This window comes from Chitiniphilus shinanonensis DSM 23277 (assembly GCF_000374805.1).
GTDB lineage: Bacteria > Pseudomonadota > Gammaproteobacteria > Burkholderiales > Chitinibacteraceae > Chitiniphilus > Chitiniphilus shinanonensis.
In genome coordinates, this window is record NZ_KB895346.1 from 1 (window position 1) to 20,670 (window position 20,670).

Annotated in this window: 18 protein-coding genes and 1 rRNA gene; 16 read left to right on the forward strand and 3 right to left on the reverse strand. The window is 67.4% G+C overall.

Annotation, left to right across the window (positions count from 1 at the left end):
• Nucleotides 1-94 precede the first annotated feature (94 nt).
• Nucleotides 95-207, forward strand: a 5S ribosomal RNA gene (gene rrf / locus C556_RS0112555).
• Between the two features lie 145 nt (nt 208-352).
• Here rrf and C556_RS0112560 read toward each other — a convergent pair.
• Nucleotides 353-601 carry a hypothetical protein gene (locus C556_RS0112560; protein WP_018748606.1) on the reverse strand — a complete coding sequence of 83 codons (249 nt, stop codon included), beginning with the start codon at nt 599-601 and terminating at the stop codon, nt 353-355.
• Nucleotides 602-719: 118 nt separating this feature from the next.
• On the opposite strand from C556_RS0112560, the gene C556_RS23025 reads away from it, so the two are divergent.
• Nucleotides 720-896, forward strand: coding sequence for a hypothetical protein (locus tag C556_RS23025; RefSeq protein ID WP_157236150.1), 177 nt, complete (start codon nt 720-722; stop codon nt 894-896).
• A gap of 598 nt (nt 897-1,494) precedes the next feature.
• Nucleotides 1,495-3,093 (forward strand): alpha-amylase family glycosyl hydrolase, encoded by a 1,599-nt coding sequence (locus C556_RS0112565; RefSeq protein WP_018748607.1) that lies wholly within the window; start codon nt 1,495-1,497, stop codon nt 3,091-3,093.
• A gap of 173 nt (nt 3,094-3,266) precedes the next feature.
• Here C556_RS0112565 and C556_RS0112570 read toward each other — a convergent pair whose 3' ends face one another.
• Nucleotides 3,267-4,856, reverse strand: a complete 1,590-nt coding sequence (locus C556_RS0112570; RefSeq protein ID WP_018748608.1) for an alpha-amylase family glycosyl hydrolase — start codon at nt 4,854-4,856, stop codon at nt 3,267-3,269.
• Nucleotides 4,857-5,114: 258 nt separating this feature from the next.
• Here C556_RS0112570 and C556_RS0112575 point away from each other — a divergent pair, with 258 nt between their 5' ends.
• Both C556_RS0112575 and C556_RS0112580 read left to right on the forward strand, forming a co-directional pair.
• The gene (locus tag C556_RS0112575) at nt 5,115-5,369 is read left to right on the forward strand and encodes a hypothetical protein (protein ID WP_018748609.1); all 255 of its coding nucleotides are present in this window, start codon (nt 5,115-5,117) and stop codon (nt 5,367-5,369) included.
• A 107-nt stretch (nt 5,370-5,476) separates the two neighbouring features.
• Entirely contained in the window at nt 5,477-6,277 is an 801-nt protein-coding gene (locus C556_RS0112580; RefSeq protein ID WP_026263056.1) for a mechanosensitive ion channel family protein, read from the forward strand.
• Between the two features lie 101 nt (nt 6,278-6,378).
• Here the strand turns inward: C556_RS0112580 and C556_RS0112585 are convergent, their stop codons facing one another.
• The gene (locus C556_RS0112585) at nt 6,379-6,621 is read right to left on the reverse strand and encodes a DUF6868 family protein (RefSeq protein ID WP_018748611.1); all 243 of its coding nucleotides are present in this window, start codon (nt 6,619-6,621) and stop codon (nt 6,379-6,381) included.
• Nucleotides 6,622-7,515: 894 nt separating this feature from the next.
• Between C556_RS0112585 and C556_RS0112590 the strand changes: the two genes are divergently transcribed.
• The 11 genes from C556_RS0112590 to C556_RS0112640 all read left to right on the forward strand — a co-directional run bounded on the left by C556_RS0112590 (nt 7,516) and on the right by C556_RS0112640 (nt 20,533).
• Nucleotides 7,516-8,664, forward strand: a complete 1,149-nt coding sequence (locus C556_RS0112590; protein ID WP_018748612.1) for an outer membrane beta-barrel protein — start codon at nt 7,516-7,518, stop codon at nt 8,662-8,664.
• 196 nt (nt 8,665-8,860) lie between these two features.
• Nucleotides 8,861-10,333 carry an undecaprenyl-phosphate glucose phosphotransferase gene (locus C556_RS0112595; protein WP_018748613.1) on the forward strand — a complete coding sequence of 491 codons (1,473 nt, stop codon included), beginning with the start codon at nt 8,861-8,863 and terminating at the stop codon, nt 10,331-10,333.
• A gap of 524 nt (nt 10,334-10,857) precedes the next feature.
• Nucleotides 10,858-11,781, forward strand: a complete 924-nt coding sequence (locus C556_RS20280) for an EpsD family peptidyl-prolyl cis-trans isomerase (RefSeq protein WP_018748614.1) — start codon at nt 10,858-10,860, stop codon at nt 11,779-11,781.
• Nucleotides 11,778-12,584: a polysaccharide export protein EpsE gene (epsE, locus tag C556_RS0112605; protein WP_018748615.1), complete on the forward strand. Its 807-nt coding sequence runs from the start codon at nt 11,778-11,780 to the stop codon at nt 12,582-12,584. The genes C556_RS20280 and epsE overlap by 4 nt, the downstream gene beginning before the upstream one ends.
• 10 nt (nt 12,585-12,594) lie before the next feature.
• Nucleotides 12,595-14,001, forward strand: a complete 1,407-nt coding sequence (gene epsF, locus C556_RS0112610) for a chain length determinant protein EpsF (protein ID WP_018748616.1) — start codon at nt 12,595-12,597, stop codon at nt 13,999-14,001.
• A 10-nt stretch (nt 14,002-14,011) separates the two neighbouring features.
• Nucleotides 14,012-14,881, forward strand: coding sequence for a chain length determinant protein tyrosine kinase EpsG (epsG, locus tag C556_RS0112615; protein ID WP_018748617.1), 870 nt, complete (start codon nt 14,012-14,014; stop codon nt 14,879-14,881).
• Nucleotide 14,882: 1 nt separating this feature from the next.
• Nucleotides 14,883-15,770, forward strand: a complete 888-nt coding sequence (gene xrtB / locus C556_RS0112620; protein WP_018748618.1) for an exosortase B — start codon at nt 14,883-14,885, stop codon at nt 15,768-15,770.
• On the forward strand, nt 15,767-16,453 hold the full coding sequence (epsI, locus tag C556_RS0112625; RefSeq protein ID WP_018748619.1) for an exosortase-associated protein EpsI, B-type: 687 nt from the start codon (nt 15,767-15,769) through the stop codon (nt 16,451-16,453). The genes xrtB and epsI overlap by 4 nt, the downstream gene beginning before the upstream one ends.
• Complete coding sequence (locus C556_RS21720; RefSeq protein WP_018748620.1) at nt 16,450-17,508, forward strand: nitroreductase family protein; 1,059 nt, start codon at nt 16,450-16,452, stop codon at nt 17,506-17,508. The genes epsI and C556_RS21720 overlap by 4 nt, the downstream gene beginning before the upstream one ends.
• Complete coding sequence (locus C556_RS23030) at nt 17,505-19,010, forward strand: hypothetical protein (RefSeq protein WP_018748621.1); 1,506 nt, start codon at nt 17,505-17,507, stop codon at nt 19,008-19,010. Before C556_RS21720 ends, C556_RS23030 begins: the two co-directional genes overlap by 4 nt.
• Nucleotides 19,007-20,533 (forward strand): lipopolysaccharide biosynthesis protein, encoded by a 1,527-nt coding sequence (locus C556_RS0112640; RefSeq protein ID WP_018748622.1) that lies wholly within the window; start codon nt 19,007-19,009, stop codon nt 20,531-20,533. The genes C556_RS23030 and C556_RS0112640 overlap by 4 nt, the downstream gene beginning before the upstream one ends.
• Nucleotides 20,534-20,670 lie beyond the last annotated feature (137 nt).

Sequence of the window (20,670 nt, forward strand, 5' to 3'; positions counted from 1 at the left end):
TGGGGTGAGCGGAAGCTGACCGCGCCTGAGTAGTATTGCTTCTTCTATCGAATTGCGAGTTGTGACGAAGTACAGTCGTGACTCCAGAGTTACGTCTGGCGACCATAGCGAGTTGGCCCCACGCCTTCCCATCCCGAACAGGACCGTGAAACGACTTAGCGCCGATGATAGTGCGGATTCCCGTGTGAAAGTAGGTCATCGCCAGGCTCTTATGCGAAACCCCCGAGACCCAAAAGGCTCGGGGGTTTTACTTTAGGGGGTTTGGAACAGATCTGCGGTAAAGGCAGGGCCGTTGCCTGCCTCCCTCGCGCCTCCTCAGCCCTCTCGCCATATCCCTTCCTCACTTCAGGACTCACCCCAGAATGTCCTGCGGCTTGAAGCGTGCATGCAGACGCAGCCAGGCGGCGCTGTTGGCATGGCGCCCGCCATCCAGCCATTCGAGGCCTTGTCCCGCAGGCACGTAGTGTCGGGCGGGCAGGGGTGTCCACTCGTCGAAATCGGGCAGATCGTTCAACTCGGCGGCATCGTAGACCTGCCGGTACGCCTGGTCGTAGTCCGGCAGGCTGGGGCCGGAGCCGTGGTGCAGGGTGGTTCGTTCCATGATGGCCTCCTCGAAGGCAAGTGATGCCCTTCGACTTGCAAGGCGCGTGCCAAGCCCTGGAATCCTTCTTGCTCCCACGTGGGGAAGCGGCATCCTGCCGTACCCCTGGGAGTACATCATGAGCCAAACATCCCCTACCGTTCCCGAGAGCGGCCCGGCCCGCCCGCAGCCGATCCCCGCGGAGCATGAAACCGCCTCCAACGAGGCGGATCGCAGCAATTACGAAGCCAATTATCCCGATGGCACGGCGCCCAGCAGCGGCCCCCGTGTGCCCAAAGGGCCGGGCCGCATCTGATTGGCGCGGCATCTGACTTGGCGGTTTTACAGGCGGTTGCGCAAAAACTGCATCCCCACTGCACCTTGATCGTCTGTTTTTCGCCGTCTTCCAGATTTCAAATCCCGCTTTCGACACAGGAGGTCCACATGCCTGTTCGCTCGATTTCTCCCCTCGTGCTTTTCCCGTTCCTGTCCAGCGCAGGGTCGGATCCGCAACCCGATGCCACGCCGCCGATCCCTCCTGGTCCCGCGCCTGTCCCGGCGCCGATCGAGCCCCCCCGACCCGGTCCGGCAGGTCCGCCCATCGAGGAGCCGATCCAGGTGCCGCCCCATCAGCCGGAGATGCCGCCCACCCAGCCGCGTCATCCGCCGGAACACGATCCCGAACCGGATGTGACTCCCGAGCCGATCGACCCTCATCGCAACCCGCCACCGATCCAGGAACCCTCGCATCCGCCGATGACGCCGCCGTTCGATCCGCCGCAGGATGCGCCTTATTTCAAGGCGCCATGCCCGGGTGCGCTACGGTGTAGTCAGGCGCGGGCGGGCCGCTGTGGCCATGCCGCCGGGGCTCGACCCGATCTCCGCGTTCCCGCATCGAGGCTGGAGGCACGCTTATGTTGAAAAAGCATCAGTGGTGGCAGGAAGGGGTGGTCTACCAGATCTACCCGCGCAGCTTCCAGGACGGCAACGGCGATGGGGTGGGGGACTTGGCCGGCATCCGCCAGCGGCTGGATTATCTGGCGTGGCTGGGGGTCGATGCGATCTGGATCTCGCCGATCTATCCATCGCCGATGGCGGACTTCGGCTACGACGTCTCCAACTACACCGACATCCATCCCTTGTTCGGCACCCTGGACGACTTCGATGCGCTGCTGGCCGAAGCGCACGCACGCGGCATGCGGCTGATCCTGGATTTCGTGCCCAACCACACCTCGGACCAGCATCCTTGGTTCGCAGAATCGCGCGCGTCCCGCGACAACCCCAAGCACGACTGGTACATCTGGCGCGACCCGGCACCGGACGGGGGACCGCCCAACAACTGGCTTTCCAGCTTCGGCGGCAGCGGCTGGCAGTACGACGCGGCCCGCGGCCAGTACTACTATCACGCCTTCCTCAAGGAACAGCCCGATCTGAACTGGCGCAACCCGGCGGTGCAGGACGCCATGCTCGACGCGATGCGCTTCTGGCTGGACCGCGGCGTCGACGGTTTTCGCATCGACGTGATCTGGCATCTGATCAAGGACGAGGATTTCCGCCACAACCCGGACAACCCCGAATACGAAGCGCATATGGGCGAGCATCGCCGCCTGCTGTCCACCTACAACACCGACCGGCCCGAAGTCCACGACGTGATCGCTCGCATGCGCGAGCTGCTCGACCACTACCCGGACCGCATGATGGTCGGCGAGATCTACCTGCCGGTGGAGCGCCTGGTCACCTACTACGGCACCGGCGCGGGCGGCGTCCACCTGCCATTCAATTTCCAGTTGATCGGAATGGCCTGGGATCCAGCACTGATTCGTGCGGCCATCGACCAGTACGAGGCCGCATTGCCGCCGCACGGCTGGCCCAACTGGGTGCTGGGCAACCACGACAACCACCGCATCGCCAGCCGTGTCGGCGCGGCCCAGACCCGCCTGGCCGCGATGCTGCTGCTGACGCTGCGCGGCACGCCGACGCTGTACTACGGCGATGAGCTGGGCATGACCGACGTGCCCATCTCGCCACAACAGGTGCAGGATCCACTGGAGAAGAACATGCCCGGGCTTGGCCTGGGGCGCGATCCAGCGCGCAGTCCGATGCAATGGGACGACAGCGTCAACGCCGGCTTCAGCACGGCGGAGCCCTGGCTGCCGATGGCGGCCGACTATCGCGACGTGAATGTGCGGGCGCAGGCGCGCGACCCGCATTCACTGCTGCACCTCTACCGCAAGCTGATCCACCTGCGCGACGATTGGGATGCGCTGGCGATCGGCCGCTACCGGGGCTTCAGCGCCGGCGCGCAGCTGGTCGGCTACCTGCGCGAGCACGAGAACGAGCGCCTGCTGGTGCTGCTCAATTTCGACGCCGCCCAACAGGTGGTCGACCTGGGCGATCTGCTATGCGGCGAGATCCTGCTCTCCACCAGCCTGAAGCGGGAAGGAGAGCCGGTGGCGCAAACGCTGTTGCTCGACGGCTTCGAAGGCGTGATCGTCCGCGCCAGTTGCAACTGATCGTCAAGAGCGGCTGACAAAGCCCTTCTGGCCGCATTGGGCGGGGGAGTCGAGCCTCATGCCGTACGCCTTGTACTGGCTGCGTTTCGCACGCCTTGCCACAGCCGCTGCGCCGGGTTTTGTCAGCCGCTCCAAGGCGCATCGGTTGCCGGAAGGTCGATGCGCCGCCGCGTTCAGACCTGCTCGGCCAGCGCCACGATGGCGCCTTCGCCGGGCAGCAGCGTCAACGTGCCGTCCAGAGCGCATCCTTCGTCGCGCCCCAGCGTGGACAGCACCAACTGCCCGGCCAGGCCCGACAGCGTGCGCGCGGTTTCGTTGAAGTTCAGCGCCACCGCCAGCCGACGCCCCTGATGTTCGCGCTCGAAATGCAGCGTGCCGGCCGGCGCGCCGTGGCCCAGGTAGCGCCCCACGGCCAGCGCCGATTCGGCGCGGCGCAGTTGCAGCAGTCGCCGATACAGATGCAGCAACGAAGCCGGATCCGCCTGCTGTCCCGCCACATGCAGGCGCGGGCCGTCGGCGGACAGCGGCAACCAGGGTTCCGCCGTGCTGAAGCCCGCGTGCGGGCTGTCGTCCCACGGCATCGGCGTGCGTTGCGGATCGCGTCCCCGGCCCAGGCCCGGCATGTTGCGTTCGATCGGATCCTGGATTGCCGCCGGCGGAATATCGCCGTCGCGCATCCCCAGTTCGTCGCCGTAGTACAGCGTCGGCGTGCCGCGCAGCGTCAGCAGCAGCAACGCGGCCAGCCGCTCGTGCCCGCGCGGCACACGCCCGGCGATGCGCGGCTTGTCGTGGTTGCCCAGCGCCCAGTTGGGCCAGCCGAAGGTGGGCAGCAGCGCCTCGTAGCGGTCGGCGGCCGCGCCGATGCTCTCGGCGTCCCACGGCGCGCCGATCAACAGTGCATTGGCCGGCAGGTGGATGCCGTTGCCGCGGGCACCGTAATAGGCCACCACCCGTTCGATCGGCAGGTACAGCTCGCCGATCAGCACCCGTTCCCGGTACTCGTCGACCACGTCGCGCAGCGCGCACACCAGCGGCTGCACCTCGGGCCGGTCGCTGGTGAACACATGCAGCAGCTTCTCGTGTTCCGGCAGGCCGGGATGCCAACCCGGATCGGGCGGATTGTTGCGCAGGTGGCGATCCTTGATCAGGTGCCAGATCGCGTCCAGCCGCAGCCCGTCCACGCCGCGGTCCAGCCAGAAGCGCATCACCTGCGCCATCGCCTCGGCCACCTCGGGGCTGCGCCAGTTCAGGTCGGGCTGGGCCGCGAGGAAGGTATGCAGGTAGTACTGGCCGCTGCCGGGATCGAAGGTCCAGGCCGCGCCGCCAAAATGCGAGCGCCAGTTGTTGGGCGGGCCGCCGTCGGCGCCGGGGTCGGCCCACAGATACCAGTCGCGGCGCGGAGCGTCGCGGCTGCGCCGGGCTTCCTCGAACCATGGGTGGCGGTCAGACGTGTGGTTGGGCACGAAATCCAGGATCACCCGCAGGCCCCGTTCATGAGCTTCGGCCAGCAGCACGTCGAATTCGTCCAGGGTGCCGAACAGGGGATCGATGGCGCAATGGTCGGCGATGTCGTAGCCGAAGTCCGCCATCGGCGACGGGTAGATCGGCGGAATCCACAGGGCGTCCACGCCCAGCCAGGCCAGATAGTCCAGCCGTCGCCGGATACCGGCCAGATCGCCTACCCCGTCGCCGTTGGCGTCCTGAAAGCTGCGGGGATAGATCTGGTAGATCACCCCGCGTTGCCACCACGCGAAATCCGTCATGTCCGTCCTGCCGCGTATTCGAGATGGGCTGTCCGATGCAGGGACCGTGCCAAGCCCGCTGCGCGCCGCCATCTGCCGTGGCCGGCAGGGCCGCGCAAACTTGCTCCGGTCGCGTGTAAATCCTGCGTGGCGCCGGGGCGTGGGCACGACGGATTCATCGCTGAACTGCGCCGCGCGCGGTCGGGGTGGTCATGGCATGGATGTTGCCGACTGTCGAAGCGCGGCCGTTGCCGCACTTCGCCCACCCAAGGAGGCCCCATGCCCAATCCCTACCAGGAAGAAGACGAACGCGTGGTCCAGCCGGACGATCCCGACTTCGACCCCGCGCTGCGCGAGGCCGACGCACCGCTCGATGCGCAGATCGAGCGCGAGGACCAGCGCGACACCAACGTCGAAGCACTGCGCCACGACGCGCCGCTGGCCGACCCGGCCGGCGTGCCCGACGACGTGCCGTTGCCCGATCCCGACGGCGCGCGACCGCCCAGCCCCGATCCCAGCGTCGAAGCGGAATGATGCCGTAACGGGCAACCATTACCGCTGGCGGTGCGATCGATCCGCGATATAACCACTCCCCATCCGCCCGGCCCATGCAGGCCGGCATCACCATCAGGGAGCCCGCCATGGATCTGACCCATTTCGACCGCGTCGAGCGTTTCTTCGACAGCCTGTTCAACCGCGCCGCCAACTACGGCATCGACCTGATCGTGGCGCTGCTGATCCTGCTGATCGGCTTCTGGCTGGCGCGGCGGCTGGCCGGCGCGATGGAGCGGCTGGTGGTGCGCGCCGGCGGCGATCCGACCGCCGCGCCGCTGCTGGGCGCGGTGGTGCTGTGGGGCGTGCGCATCCTCACCCTGGTCAACGTGCTGGGCCGGCTGGGCGTGCAGACCACCAGCATCGTCGCCGCGCTGGGCGCCGCCGGCCTGGCCATCGGCCTGGCGTTGCAAGGCACTTTGCAGAACATCGCCGCCGGCCTGATGCTGCTGCTGCTCAAGCCGTTCCGCGTCGGCGACTACATCGAAGGCGTCGGCACCGTGGCCGGCACGGTGCGCGAAGTGGGGCTGTTTTCCACCCAGCTCGCCAAGAGCGACGGCGCGGCGCTCTACGTGCCGAACAGCCAGTTGTGGTCGAATGCCGTCACCAACTACACCCGCAACGCCACGCGGCGCATCGAGGTGAGCTTCCAGGTGACCACGGCCCAGGTGGAATCGGGCCTGGCGCTGATGCGCGAAGTGGTGGCCGCCGACAGCCGCATCCAGCGCACCCCCGAGCCGGCGATCGCGGTGGCCGACTACACCGACACCGGCGCGCGGCTGTCGGCGCAGGTGTGGGTGGACAACGCGGACTACACCGCCGTGCGCGCCGAATTGCTGCGCCGCCTGCGGCCGGAGCTGGAACAGCGGCTGGCGCCGCCGATGCCCTGAGCGCCTGGCGTTTCGAGCGACGCTTCCCCGCCGCCGTGGTCTGACCAAGGCCTTTTCGTGCCCGATCGTCCTTCACCGCGGCGTTCGAGGTCGGGATGCCGTTACCTGGCCACGCACAGCGCGATCAGCGGAACCAGGTTGAACAGCAGGATGCCGATCTTGTACGCCGCCATCCCGCCGTAGTGCACCGCGTCAAACGCCGCCGGCGACAGCTTGAGCCAGCGGGTGTGCAGCCGGTAGACCCAGTCGTGCGCCACCACCAGCGCGCCGAACCAGACCAGCAGCACGATGTAATTGATCACGGTGCTCCACAGCAGGAAGTCCTTGAGGTCGATGCCGTTCATTGCAGTGCCCCCACGCGAAACCGGCTGGATCGCCACTTTCAATATAAGCGCGATGGTCTCGGCGCCGTCCGCCGTCGCCTCTTTCCCCGGCCCGCCGGCTCCGTTGGCGGGCATCGATCGCTGTGAGGTCGTTCACCCCGACCGCTGCAACAAGGTTCCTGTCGGCCGGAAAAAGCGCGGTCACCAGCACCGTCCATCCCGCTTTTTCTCCGCGTCGTCGGATGGGTGATGCTGCAACCGCACATTTTTGACGTCCGTTAAGGTGCCTCAAGCGCCCGTTGGTCGTGTCACAGTTCGCTACGAGCACCGACGGTTATCCCGATGCTGCTGACGGATGTAGTTTTCATCAGGAAATTACTTTCATTTTTCTTTCTATTTTTATGACAATTTGTAGGTGTTTAGCTCCGGTTGCCCGGGTTTTTCTTCCTTTTGTCGGGACTCGGCGCCACGCTTGTAAGTTATAAATTCATGCATTTTTGTGTATGGGATTTCAAATATCAGTATTTGATTATTTATGAGATTTGAAATGCGCCGTAAATGGAAGCTTAATGTCGATTGGGTAGTCTGCGGCTGGGAACGGCGTGGGTTTTTGATGAAAAGCTCTTTATCATCATAAGCTTGTCAATGCTCATGACAAAATTCTACAAACAATGAAGATTGCTTTTAATGCAAATATCATGATCCGCTGTCTGGGTATCTCGGTTAAGATGCATGCCCTTTCAGGCGGCGCGTAGAAAGGTAATTTTGGCAATTGACGCTCTGATGGTCGTTTGCCACCATTTTTCCCGTAAATTTCTACGAGAGTAAGTGATTTTGGCGTTTCTCAAGGGGAACTGGGTGCGTAACAGCAACATGAAAGGTAAGCACCGGGCCGTCCGGTCGGTGCCGGCCGTGATGCTGTGCGCTGCGATGCTGCCGGCCGCGCATGCGGCCTACGACGAAAGCGATGCCGTGGTCCTGGAGGCGAAATTGCGCTACCGCTACGACGACAACCTGTTCCGCCTGGCCGATTCGGACAACGCGGGCGTGGTGCTGGGCGATTCCCAGCGCGGCGACCACATGGTCGAGCCGCGGGTCGGCGTCAAGGCCCAGTGGCCGGTATCGCGCCAGCTGTTCACCTTGAACGGCGAGGTCTACCGCCCGCATTACTTCCATTACGACGAGCTGGACTACACCGGCTGGGAGGGCGAGGGCGCCTGGCAATGGGCGGTGGGCAGCACGCTGGCCGGCCGGCTCAGCTACAGCGACCGCAAATCGCTGTCCTCGTTCGAGGACGTGCTGGGCGGCATCAAGGACCTGTACCGCACCCGCAACGCCGAAGCCAGCGGCAACTGGCAGCTGGGGCCGACCTGGTCGCTGGGCGCGGGCGTGGGCGCCACCGAGGAACGCCACGAGGCGCGGCAGTTCCTGGATTACGACGAACGCCACGCCACCGTCGGCGCCACCGCGCAGACCGGCAAGGGCAGCACCTTTACCGTGCGCGGCATGGTGTCCGAGCTGGAATACACCGAGGACTACGGCTTCGCCCGCGCCGACCTGCGCGGCTATCGCCAGCACGGCGTCGATTTCGGCTGGCAGATCCCGCTGACCGCCTTGACCACCTTCGGCGGCAGCGTCGGCTGGGTGTCGTGGAAGGACAAGGCGGGCGGCGATGCCACCGACAACTTCATCGGCGGCCTCAACCTGCGCTGGCAGGCCACCGAGCGCACCAGCGTCGAGCTGGCCTACGAGCGCGCCTTCGACGATCCGGGGCAGAACCTGGTCCGGCGCATCACCGACACCTACCGCGTGCGCGCCGACTGGCGCTACCACCCCCGCTGGATCTTCAGCGGCGAAGTGAGCTACGAGGACCGCGAAATCGCCCGCGACACCCTGGGCGACATCGAGGACCAGACCCTTTACTGGCGCCTGGCCAGCACCTACCGCCCCACCAACTCGATCGACCTGGTGGGCTACGTGGAGCAGAACGGGCGCGATTCCAACCTGCAGACCAATGAGTACGACAGCATGCAATACGGCCTGACCGCGACCTGGCGGTTCTAGGCGGAAAGCCGCGCAGTAACCACTGTGCGGCCAACGGAAGCGGCACTGGCTGATCCAGTCGAAACAGCGCCGAGGCGAGCCCCACAAGGGCCTGGGAATCTGAAACCGACGAGCATGGCGCAAGCGAGCCAGGCTCGCGCGACCGTCGCGGTTGCCAGGACAGGTTCCGAGCCGACCCCGGCAGGAGTACACACGAATGAACGCGAACGTCGATTTTGTCTTGAGTCACCAGGCCGAGCCGCAGCGCGGCCCCGAGTTCATCCAGTCCACGCTCTCCAACGAGCGGTTCGGGCAGCTGGCGCACGCCGCGCCGCTGGCGAGCTTTTGCAAGAGCTTCCTCGACCCCATCGTGGTGGTCGCCGTGCTGTACCTGCTGGCCATCCCGTTCGAGATCGCCTGGAACGGCTATCTGCTGGTATGGGCCGCGCTGGCGTTCCTGCTGTCGGCGCAATTGCTGGACGGCACCTTCCTGTTCGTGCCCGGCGTGAGCCGCCCGCTGATGGGCCTGGGGCGCTTCGTCGCCGGCTGGGGTTGCGTGGTCGGCTTCCTCTGGCTGATCGGACGCCTGTCCGGTTTCAACGCCTACTTCTACCCGCCGTTCCTCATCACCTGGCACCTGGTGGCGCCGGTGGTGCTGATCGGCATCCACGTACTGTTCCGCGCCGCGCTGCTGCACCCGAGCAACACCCCGCTGGCGCGCGCCGTGGTGATCGGCGCCAACCAGGCCGGCATCGCGCTGGCCAACCGCATCCGCGAAAACCCGCAGCTGCGCCTGGAGTTCGCCGGCTATTTCGACGACCGCAGCGCCAGCCGCCTGGACGGCATCCATTCGGACGAACTGCTGGGCAAGCTGGCCGCGCTGGTCGAATACGTGAAGACCCACAACATCGGCCACATCTACGTGTCGCTGCCGATGACCTCGCAGCCGCGCGTGCTGTCGCTGCTGGAAGACCTGAAGGACAGCACCGCGTCGATCTACTTCCTGCCCGACTTCTTCGTCTGCGACCTGATCCAGGCGCGCTTCGACCACGTGGGCGGCATCCCGGTGGTGGCGGTGTGCGAAAGCCCGTTCGTCGGCATGTCCGGCGTGGTCAAGCGCGTGTCCGACATCGTGCTGGCGCTGGTGATCCTGGCGCTGATCTGGCCGGTGATGCTGGCGGTGGCGCTGGCGGTGAAGTTCACCTCGCCCGGCCCGGTGCTGTTCAAGCAGCGCCGCTACGGCGCCAACGGCGAAAGCATCCTGGTCTACAAGTTCCGCTCGATGACGGTGATGGAAGACGGCGACAAGGTGGTGCAGGCGCAGAAGAACGACCAGCGCCTCACCCCGATCGGCGGCTTCATCCGCCGCACCTCGCTCGACGAGCTGCCGCAGTTCATCAACGTGCTGGAGGGCAAGATGAGCATCGTCGGCCCGCGCCCGCACGCCAACGCGCACAACGAGATGTACCGCAAGCTGATCCGCGGTTACATGATCCGCCACAAGGTGAAACCCGGCATCACCGGGTGGGCCCAGGTCAACGGCTACCGCGGCGAGACCGACACCATCGACAAGATGCAGAAGCGCATCGAGTACGACCTCGACTACCTGCGCAACTGGTCGCTGTGGCTCGATCTGAAGATCGTGCTGCAGACGGCGACCAGCATGGCGCGCGATCAGAACGCCTATTAGGGGGCTGGCATGCGACCGCTATCGAATCGGGCCGCAGCAGGCCCCCGGCAAAGCCCGGTGCGAAGCCTCCGCTGGGATGCCAGCCACGGCGTTCCCCTGCTTCAACCCGACTCCCCCCGCCCTCGCCGCACGAGCCTGCGGAATCTGTTCCCGGCGGTTGGAGATCGGCTGGCGGCAAGCCTCCGGCAAAGCCGGATGCTCGTCATCGGGGCGAAGCCGACAACGGCTCTTGCCACACGATTCCACTCCCCCCGCCCTCGCCGCCGCGAGGGAGCCTCGCTGCGCTCGTGGGTGGCGCCAGTCCGGGCGGTGCCGGTCGCTGATTGCGCTGGCGGAAGACTCGGCTCGCGTACCGCGTGCGGTGCGCGGGGAGGGCTGGCGGTGGCACGGTAATGCTCTTTGGAAGAACCACCGATTGGCCGTACTCGAATACCCAGTACCCGAATGAACTGCATCGTTTGCTGAAACCAACAACGGGGCCTGACCACGGGCCCCTGTACCAACAACCATTCGAAAGGAATGCCATGCGCAACGTCCGACCCCTGCGATTCGGTATCGTCCTGCTCGTCCTGGCGCTCGCCGCTTGCGGCGACAAGCAGGAAGCCAAGTCGCCCAGCCAGGTGCTGGCCCGCGTGAACGGCAAGGAGATCACCGTTCACCAGCTCAACTTCGTCCTGGCGCGCCAGCCGCAGCCGGTGAGCGACGAGACCAAGCAGAAAGTGCTGGAGCAACTGGTCGACCAGGAGCTATTGGTGCAGAAGGCCGAGGAACTCAAGCTCGACCGCGATCCGAACGTGTTGCAGGCGCTGGAGCAGAGCCGGCGCCAACTGCTGGCGCAGGCCGCCGCCGAGCGCGTGATCGGCAAGCCGGCCGACCCCACCGCCGAGGCGCGCACCAAGTTCTACAACGACAACCCCGCGCTGTTCTCCGAACGTCGCATCTACGACTTCGCCAGCTTCAGCGTCCCGGCCGCCGCGGCCGGCGACAAGGCGCTGCTCGCCACGCTGGAGAACGCCCACACCGCCGCCGACACCGAGGCCGCGCTCAAGGCCGCCGGCGTCGAGTACAAGGCCAGCCGCACCCGCCGCGCCGCCGAGCAACTGCCGATGCCGCTGCTGGCGCGCATCTCCACCCTGCAGGTCGGCGACATCGTCAGCCTGCCGGACAGCAACGGCCGCGCCGTGCTGCTGCAACTGGAGGAAAGCCGCCCGGCGCCGGTGAGCCAGGCCGACGCCGCCCAGGCCATCACCGCCTACCTGCGCAACGGCCAGACCGAGCGTGACGCGCGCACCCGCCTTGCCGACCTGCGCGGCAAGGCCCAGGTCGAGTACGTCAACGGCTTCGCGCCTACCGCCACCGCCCAGGCCGGCGCGGCGGCGCCCGCGGTCGAAGCGGGCACCGGCGGCACCGCCGAACACCTCAAGGCCGGCGTGAAGGGGCTGAAATGATGAAGGGCTGCATCGAACGCCTGGCGGCCCTGTGCGCCGCCACCCTGCTGGTGCTGGCCCCCGCGCACGCCGCCGACCCGCAGCCGCGCGACGCCGAGTACGTGCTCGGCGCCGGCGACGTGGTCAAGGTGGCCGTCTACGACCACCCCGACCTCACCACCGAGATCCAGCTGACGCAATCCGGCGAGATCAGCTTCCCGCTGGTGGGCGCGGTCAAGCTGGCCGGACTGTCGTTCTCGCAGGCCGAGAGCCGCATCGCCGGGCTGCTGGAGCGTGGCGGCTTCGTCAACAAGCCCAGCGTCAACGTGCTGATCACCCAGTACCGCTCGCAGCGCGTGGCGGTGCTCGGCGAAGTCTCCAACCCCGGCCGCTACGCCCTCGACAGCGCCGCCACCCTGATCGACGCGCTGGCGCTGGCCGGCGGCGTCAATCCCAACGGCGGCGACACCCTAGTGCTGACCCGCGGCAATGAGCGTCGCGAATTCTCGCTGGCCGCGCTGCTGGCGCAGGACGGCACCGCGAAGGCCGAAGAAGTGCGCGCGGGCGACGTGCTGTACATCCCGCGGGCCCAGCAGATCTACGTCTACGGCGAGGTCAACCGGCCCGGTTCGTTCCGCCTGGAACGCAACATGACCGTGATGCAGGCGCTGTCGGTGGCCGGCGGCTACAACCTGCGCGCGTCGCAGAAGGGGCTGGAGATCCACCGCGCCAAGCACGACGGCGGCACCGACGTGCTCCAGGCCAAGCCCACCGACGTGGTCCAGGCCAACGACGTGGTGTTCGTGCGCGAAGCGCTGTTCTGAGGGCAACACAATGAACCTGCAACAATTCCTGCTGATCCTGCGTGCCCGGCTGTGGCTGGCGCTGATGGTGTTCGGCCTGGTGGTGGTCGGCGCCGTGGTGGTCAGCCTGCTGCTGCCCAAGCAGTACACCGGCGAAGTGGTGCTCACCGTGGACGCCAAGCCGGTCGACCCGATCAACGGCCTGGCCGCGCCCAACGTGATGGCGCCCGACTACATGGCCACCCAGGCGCAGATCATCACCAGCCACAACACCGCCCTCAACGTGGTGGACGCGCTGGGCCTGGACAAGCTGCCCGAGACCCGCGAAGCCTTCGTCGCCGACACCGAGGGCCACGGCAACATCCGCGACTGGCTGGCCAGATCGCTGCTGCGCTCGCTGGAAGTGGAGCCGGCGCGCGACTCGCGCATCATCAGCCTGCGCTTCACCGCCGCCGACCCGCAGTTCGCATCGGCCATCGCCAATGCCTTCGCCCAGGCCTACGTCAAGACGGTGAGCGACATCCGCACCAACGCCGCGCAGCAGAACTCGGTGTTCTTCGAGGCCCAGCTCAAGACCTTGCAGAAGAACCTGGAGACCGCGCAGCGCCGCTATTCCGACTACCAGCGCGAACAGGGCATCGTGGCCAGCGACGAGCGCCTGGACACCGAGACCCAGCGCCTGAACGACCTGTCGTCGCAAGTGGTGATGGCGCAGTCGCAAGCCTACGACGCGCGCTCGCGCGCCCGCGGCGACAACGCGCCGGACGTGCTCAACAACCCGCTGATCCAGCAGCTGAAGAGCCAGCTCGCCGCTCAGCAGGCCAAGTTCGACGAACTGGCGCAGAAGGTCGGCCCCAACCATCCGCACTACGTCGCCGCCAAGGCCGAGCTGGACGCCACCCGCAACGAGCTGAACGAGCTGACCCGCCAGTACGCCACCGGCCTGTCCAGCGCCGCCAGCAGCTCGGCCGCGCGCCAGGCGTCGCTGGCGTCCGCGCTGGCGCAGCAGAAGGAACGGGTGCTCAAGCTCAAGGGCGACCGCACCGAACTGGAAGTGCTGCAACGCCAGGTGGAGAACGCCCAGCGCGCCTACGACACCACGCTCGACCGCTACTCGCAGTCGATGCTGGAAAGCCGCGCCGCCGCCACCAACATCTCGGTGCTGCAAGCCGCACCGATCCCGCTCAAGCCGTCCAGCCCGCGCCTGCTGCTCAACCTGGCGCTGGCGATCTTCACCGGCGGCCTGCTCGGCATCGGCTGCGCGCTGGTGGCCGAACTGCTGGACCGCCGCGTGCGCTCCGCCCGCGACATCGAGCACGCGCTCGACCTGCCGGTGCTGGCCGAGCTGTCCCTGGCGCCTGCCCCGGCGCGCAAGAAGCGCCGCTGGCTGCCCGGCCGTTCGCGTCCGGCCAATCCTTCCTCCTTGCAACCTGCTTGAGGTCCGCGCCATGAAACAGGAATCCGTCGGCAGCATGCTGCCCCCCGAGGCCAGCCACATCGGCAAGGTGTTGCTGGAGATGGGCAAGCTCACCCCGCAGCAGGCCGAGCACGTGCTCGACGTGCACCGCGAAGAGGGCCTGCGTTTCGGCGAAGCCGCGGTCAAGCTCGGCTACCTGGCCGAGCCGGACCTGCGCCACGCGCTGGCGCGGCAGTTCTCGTACTCGTACCTGGCGCCGAACGATCTGTCGCTCGGCCACGAACTGATCGCCGCCTACCAGCCGTTCAGCCCGGCGGTCGAGGCGCTGCGCAGCCTGCGCAGCCAGCTGGTGCTGCGCTGGATCGCCCAGGGCCACAAGACCATCGGCCTCGCCGGCTTCGACAACGGCGCGCCCACCGGCGTGTTCGCCGCCAACCTGGCTGTGGTGTTCTCGCAACTGGGCGAGCGCACGCTGCTGATCGACGCCGACCTGCGCCGCCCGACGCTGCACGAGCTGTTCCGCCTGGACAACCGCCACGGCCTGTCCGACCTGCTGGCCGGACGCTGCGGCGACGAGTGCGTCACCGGCATCGACGCGCTGGACGGCCTGTCGCTGCTGGCCGCCGGCACCCTGCCGCCCAACCCGCAGGAACTGCTGTCGCGCGCCAATTTCCCGCTGCTGCTGCAACGCATGGTCGAGCAGTACGACGTGGTGATCGTCAACACCCCGCCCGCCACCGACGCCGCCGACCAGCAACTGATCGCCGCCCGGGTGCGTGGCATGGTGCTGGTGACCGACCGCCACCGCTCGCGGTTGCGCGAGCTGACCCAGCTGCGTGAGCAACTGGAAGCCGCCGGCGCCCACGTGATCGGCGCCGTGCTGAACGAAGGGAGCCGCTGACATGACGGCCCGCAGCGAAGCCACGACCCCGTTCGGGATCGCTGACCTCGGCGGCCTGCTGTGGCGCAACGCGCTGTTGTGCGTGGCGCTGCTGGTGCTGGCCGTGCCCACGGTCTACGACCTGTCGCGCACCGTGTGGCAGACCGAGGAACTGGGCCACGGCCCCATCGTGCTGGCGCTGGTGCTGTGGCTGTTCTGGCTGCGCCGCGACGCGCTGACCGCCTTGCCCGACGCGCGCGCCCCGGCCTGGGGCCTGCTGTTCGGCCTGCTGGGGGCGCTGTGCTACGCCTTCGGCCGCTCGCAGGCCATCCTGCTGCTGGAGATCGGCGCCTTCATTCCGCTGACCATGGCGATCCTGCTGTCGGCCAAGGGCTGGGCCGCGGTGCGCGCATGCAGCTTCGCGCTGTTCTTCCTGCTGTTCCTGGTGCCGCTGCCCGGCTTCGTCATCGACGCCATCACCGCCTCGCTCAAGCAGGAAGTGTCGGCGCTGGCGGAAATGGTGCTGTACGCCGCCGGCTACCCGGTCGCCCGCAGCGGCGTGCTGCTCAACGTGGGCCCGTACCAGCTGTTGGTGGCCGATGCCTGCTCCGGCCTGAATTCGCTGTTCAGCCTGTCCGCCGTCGGCCTGCTGTACGTCTACCTGACCGCGCACCGCAGCGTGCTGCGCAACCTGCTGCTGATCGCCGCCATCCTGCCGCTGGCGTTCTTCGCCAACGTGCTGCGGGTGATCGTGCTGGTGCTGGTGACCTACCACTTCGGCGACGAAGCGGGGCAGGGCTTCGTGCACGGCGCCGCCGGCCTGTTCCTGTTCGCCGCCGCGCTCGGCTCGCTGTTCCTGTTCGACCGCGTGCTCGGGCTGTTCTTCCGCAAACGCGAGGTGATTGCATGAATCGCGCAACCCGCTGGCAGATTCCGCTGGCGATCCTGATGCTGGCCGCCGCCGCGCTGGCCTGGGCGATGAAGCCCACCGAATCGCTGGCCGAAACCCGCCGCGTCACCCTGGAGGCGATGATCCCGCAGCGCCTGGGCGACTGGCGCCTGGAGGCGTCGCAGGACGTGGTGTCGCTGCCGCCCGAGCTGCGCGCCAAGCTGGCCGAGCTGTACACCGAGACGCTGGGCCGCACCTACGTCAACAGCCGCGGCGAGCGGGTGATGCTGTCCATCGCCTACGGTCGCGACCAGAGCGACGGCCTGCGGGTGCACAAGCCCGACGTCTGCTACCCGGCGCAGGGCTTCGTGGTGTCGCAGGGCCAGGACGGCACGCTGGACGTCGGCGGCCACGCGCTGCCGGTGCGCCGGCTGGTCGCCACCCTGGGCGAACGCAACGAGCCGATCACCTACTGGATGACGGTGGGCGAACGCATCACCCTCAACGGCACCCAGCACAAGCTGGCGCAGCTGGCCTACGGCGTGCGCGGCGTGATCCCCGACGGCATGATCTTCCGCGTGTCCACCCTCGGCACCTCGCCGCAGGACGAATACGCGGTGCAGCAGCGCTTCCTCGCCGCGCTGTACCACGACCTGCCGCCGAGCACGCGCCCATTGTTCTTCGGCGCCACGGAGGGGGCATGATCAAGCGTTGGTTGAAGGCCCGCATCGCGGCCAACGAACGACTGTTCGAGCAGTACTGGCACGTCAAGCTCAAGCTGCGTTCCGCGCGCAAGCTGGTCTACCACTGGTACGACGTCAGCCGCGTCGGCCGCCACATGTTCTGGGGCCGCATGCAGGGCCAGACGCAGATCCAGCTCCAGGCGCGGCTGCTGTTCTACTACCACAAGCTGGAAAAGGGCATGTGCATGCCCGGCGCCAAGCGCATGTTCGGCGGCGAGGCGGCGGATCACGTGATGCGCCTGCTGCTGGCGTGGGAGGCCAAGGGCTTTCCCACCGACGACGCCATCTACCGCGGCGCGCTGGACAGCCTGCTGGCCTATCGCGACTGCCTGGTGGCGCTGTCGCTGGACAAACAAGGCGCGGTGACGCGCCGGGTGTCGGCCTTCCTGGCGCCGCCGCGCTGGCCCGACAGCGATGCCGCCGCCGCGACCACGCCGCTGCGGCTCAGCCTGGAACACATCGATTTCGAGCGCCATCGCCAGTCGCTGGACGAGCTGTACCGCATCCGCCGCAGCTTCCGCGACTTCGCGCCGCAAGCGGTGGAGCGGTCGGTGATCGACGAGGCGGTGCGCATCGCCCAACTGAGCCCGTCGGCGTGCAACCGCCAGCCGTGCCGCGTGCACCTGGCCGACCAGCCGGCGATCCGCGACAAATTGCTGGCTTACCAGAACGGCAACCGCGGCTTCGGCGACACCGCGCCGCTGGTGCTGATGGTGACGGCCGACATGCGCGGCTTCTTCGACGCCAGCGAACGCAACCAGCCCTACGTCGACGGCGGCCTGTTCGCCATGAGCCTGCTGCTGGGCCTGCAGGCGCAGGGCCTGGTGAGCTGCTGCCTCAACTGGTGCGTGGCGCCGTCGGCCGACAAGGCGGTGCATCGCCATTTCGGCCTGGACGACGCCGAGGCCATCATCATGCTGATCGCCGTCGGCTATCCCAAGGCCGAGACGCTGGTGCCGCTGTCGCACCGCAAGCACGTGCACGACGTGGTCCATCGCCTGGAGGCCGTGGCGTGACGGTCCTGCGTTCCCTGTCCTGGCCCAGCCGGGCCACTGTCCAGGCCGCCTTGCTGCTGCTGATCCTGGCCGGCTTCTCGCTGCTGGCCGGCGCGGCCATCGGCATGCTCGGCGCCAAGGCCGCCGCCGGCGTGCTGGGCGCCACCGCCATCCTGGTGCTGTTCTTCGTGCCGCCGGCCATGCTGGTGTGGGCGATGCTGGGCATCGCCTTCGTGGTGGTCGGGCAGGCGATCTACTTCCTGCGGCTGGAGCAGGCCAACTGGCTGCCGGCGCTGCTGGGGCTGGTGCTCTACCTGCGGCTGCCGATGGAGGCGCTGATCCACCGCGACGCGCGCGGCGGCGGCCAGGCCATGGCGCCGGTGCTGTTGCTGCTGGGCTTCATCCTGATCGGCGCCTTCTCGTCGGCGCTGTACTGGTCGGGCCTGTGGCAGTTCCTGCTGGGCGGCAAGGATTACCTGTGGATCCTGTCGTTCTTCTTCTTCCTGCTGCTGACCCAGCGCGATCTGTCGCTGTACCAGCGCGCGCTGTCGCTGGTGCCGTGGGCCATGATCGCCCAGGTGCCGTTCGTGCTGTACCAGGTGATCTTCGTGGTGCCGACCCGCACCGCGGGCGCGCGCTGGGATTCGGTGGTCGGCTCGTTCGGCGGCGATCCGCAGGGCGGCGGCGCCAGCGGCGCGATGGCGGTGTTCCTGCTGGTGGGCTGCTTCGCGTGCCTGGGCCTGTATCGCCAGCGGCGCATCGCCCCGGCGCTGTTCTGGGGCGCGATGCTGGCGGCGCTGCTGTGCATCGGGATGGCCGAGGTCAAGGTGGTGTTCATGCTGCTGCCGCTGCTGGCGCTCTACCTGTATGCCGACGTGCTGTTCCGCCGGCCGCTGCAATTCATCGTCGGCGCCATCCTGCTGTGCCTGCTGCTGTGGGGCGGGCTGACCGTGTACTTCAAGCAGTTCGGTGAGAACCAGGTGATCCGCGACCTGCCGGAATACATCGAGCACACCATCGAACTGACGGTCGACCCCAACATGATCAACATGGAGACCGGCGAGATGGGGCGCGTCGCCGCCATCGCGCTGTGGGCCGACCGCCACTTCGGCCGCGACCTGCACGGCACGCTGGTCGGCCACGGCGTCGGCTCGGTGAAGGTGGCCAAGACCCTGATCGGCAGCGAGGCGCGGCACTACTTCCCGCAATTCCGCCTGGGACGCTCGTCGCTGGCCATCCTGCTGTGGGAAAGCGGCCTGGCGGGCACCGCGCTGCTGTGCGGCTTCTTCCTGCTGCTGTCGCACCGCGCGCGCCGCCTGGCGATGAAGGTGGCGCCGGATTCGTTCCACGCGCCGTGGCTGCGCGCCACGTCCGCCGCCATGCTGACCGCGGTGCTGCTGCTGATCTACAACACCGACGTGATGGCGGTGCCGGTGATGCAGGTGTTCCTGCTGTTCCTGGCGGCGTACACGGTGCTGGCGGGCAAGCTGCTGGGCGGCGACACGGAGGCACGGGCATCGTGAGTGCGCATCCGTATACCGCCAGCGGCGCCCGGCGCAGCATCGTCGCTTTCCTCACCGGCAAGGCGGCGTCGGCCGGCCTGACCTTCGCGGCGCTGGTGCTGCTGGCGCGGCTGCTGGAGCCCGCCGAGTACGGCCTGTACGTGGCGATCTTCGCCTTCGTCGAGATCTTCTACCTCTACACCGGCTTCGGGTTGTCCACCTTCGCCCAGAAATACATCACCGAACTGCGGGTGCAGGGGCGCATCGCGGCGCTGCATCGCGCGCTGTGGTGGAGCTGCGTGGCGCGCCAGTTGCTGTCGGTGCTGTTCGCGCTCGGGGTGTTCCTGGCGTTCGATCACCTGGCCGAGGCGTTCGACCTGAAGCTGGATGCCGACCTGCTGCTGCTGTTCTCGGTGCTGCTGGTGTTCGAGGCGGCGATGCGCTTCTTCACCGAAGTGTTCCCCGCCTTGCTGTTGCAGGGGCACACCCAGTTCGTGTTCCTGGTGCGCTCGGCGCTGCGCATGGTCGCCTACGGCGCGATCGCCTGGGACGGCGACGCGGCGACGCTCTACGGCATCGTTGCCATCGACCTGGCCGCCACCGTCGCCGCGTGCCTGTACGGCCTGGTGGCGCTGGCGTTCTACAGCCGGGGCGAGCGCGCGGCGGCGGCCAGCGGCCCGCTGCGCGGCGGACGGCGCGCCATGCTGTCGGTGTGCTTCCAGTTCTACATCAGCCAGGTGATCGGCCAGATCTACGGCAACAACGTGCTGCGGATCCTGGTCAGCAAGTTCTCCGGGCTGATCCAGGCGGCCTACTACGGCTTCGCCCAGGCGCTGTCCGACATGCTGCGCAACTACCTGCCGGGCTACCTGCTGCTGGGGGTGATCCGGCCCATGTTCGTGGCGCGCTACGCCGCCAGCGGCAGCCGGCAGGTGCTCGACGAGATGTTCAACTTCGTGGTGAAGATGAACTACTTCACCTTGTTCCCGCTGCTGATCTTCTTCGTCTACGCCGGCGAGCCGTTCCTCGACCTGATCAGCCACGGCAAGTACGGCGGCGCCTACCCGATCATGCTGGTGATGATCCTGGTGGTGTCGATGCAGTGCGTCCATACCGCGTTCGCCATGATCAACATGTCCACCGGCTCGCCCAACATCAGCCTGGCGGCCACGCTGGCGGCGCTGTCCGGCCTGCCGGTGGCGCTGCTGGGCGGCCACTGGTACGGCGGGCAGGGCGTGGTGTGCGGCGCGCTGGTCAGCGAGGTGCTGTGGTGCGCGGTGTGCTGGTACGGCCTGAAGCGCAGCGGCGCCCCCATCGCCATCGATTTCCGCGGCTTCGGCAAGCTGCTCGGCACCACCCTGGCGCTGGTCGCCGGCGTGTTCGTCATCCCCCATGCCACCCCGCTGGCCGCCTACGCCACTGGCTTCGCCGCCATGGCGCTGTACGCCCTGGTGCTGCACTGGCTGCGCCCGTTCAGCGACAACGAACGCGACTGGGTCAACCGCGTCGCCCCCGGCCGCCTGGGGCGGCTGTTCGTGTGGTGAGGCGGCGGTGCAAAAACCGATTCCAAATCTTGGACCACAGAGAGCACAGAGAACACGGAGGGGGCACGGAGAAACCCGAAAGACCTTGGGTTTTCTCGCTTTGGGTTTTCTCCGTGCGCTCAGTGTCCTCTGTGGTC

What these genes read in the sequence shown, in the direction of transcription:
- C556_RS20280 (WP_018748614.1), top strand. Translation starts at nt 10,858, where the DNA reads ATGCGCAACGTCCGACCCCTGCGATTCGGTATCGTCCTGCTCGTCCTG.
- C556_RS0112565 (WP_018748607.1), top strand. Translation starts at nt 1,495, where the DNA reads ATGTTGAAAAAGCATCAGTGGTGGCAGGAAGGGGTGGTCTACCAGATC.
- C556_RS0112595 (WP_018748613.1), top strand. Translation starts at nt 8,861, where the DNA reads ATGAACGCGAACGTCGATTTTGTCTTGAGTCACCAGGCCGAGCCGCAG.
- epsI (WP_018748619.1), top strand. Translation starts at nt 15,767, where the DNA reads ATGAATCGCGCAACCCGCTGGCAGATTCCGCTGGCGATCCTGATGCTG.
- xrtB (WP_018748618.1), top strand. Translation starts at nt 14,883, where the DNA reads ATGACGGCCCGCAGCGAAGCCACGACCCCGTTCGGGATCGCTGACCTC.
- C556_RS21720 (WP_018748620.1), top strand. Translation starts at nt 16,450, where the DNA reads ATGATCAAGCGTTGGTTGAAGGCCCGCATCGCGGCCAACGAACGACTG.
- C556_RS0112560 (WP_018748606.1), bottom strand. Translation starts at nt 601, where the DNA reads ATGGAACGAACCACCCTGCACCACGGCTCCGGCCCCAGCCTGCCGGAC.
- epsF (WP_018748616.1), top strand. Translation starts at nt 12,595, where the DNA reads ATGAACCTGCAACAATTCCTGCTGATCCTGCGTGCCCGGCTGTGGCTG.
- C556_RS0112570 (WP_018748608.1), bottom strand. Translation starts at nt 4,856, where the DNA reads ATGACGGATTTCGCGTGGTGGCAACGCGGGGTGATCTACCAGATCTAT.
- C556_RS23025 (WP_157236150.1), top strand. Translation starts at nt 720, where the DNA reads ATGAGCCAAACATCCCCTACCGTTCCCGAGAGCGGCCCGGCCCGCCCG.
- C556_RS0112575 (WP_018748609.1), top strand. Translation starts at nt 5,115, where the DNA reads ATGCCCAATCCCTACCAGGAAGAAGACGAACGCGTGGTCCAGCCGGAC.
- epsE (WP_018748615.1), top strand. Translation starts at nt 11,778, where the DNA reads ATGATGAAGGGCTGCATCGAACGCCTGGCGGCCCTGTGCGCCGCCACC.
- C556_RS0112590 (WP_018748612.1), top strand. Translation starts at nt 7,516, where the DNA reads ATGCTGTGCGCTGCGATGCTGCCGGCCGCGCATGCGGCCTACGACGAA.
- epsG (WP_018748617.1), top strand. Translation starts at nt 14,012, where the DNA reads ATGAAACAGGAATCCGTCGGCAGCATGCTGCCCCCCGAGGCCAGCCAC.
- C556_RS0112580 (WP_026263056.1), top strand. Translation starts at nt 5,477, where the DNA reads ATGGATCTGACCCATTTCGACCGCGTCGAGCGTTTCTTCGACAGCCTG.
- C556_RS0112585 (WP_018748611.1), bottom strand. Translation starts at nt 6,621, where the DNA reads ATGAACGGCATCGACCTCAAGGACTTCCTGCTGTGGAGCACCGTGATC.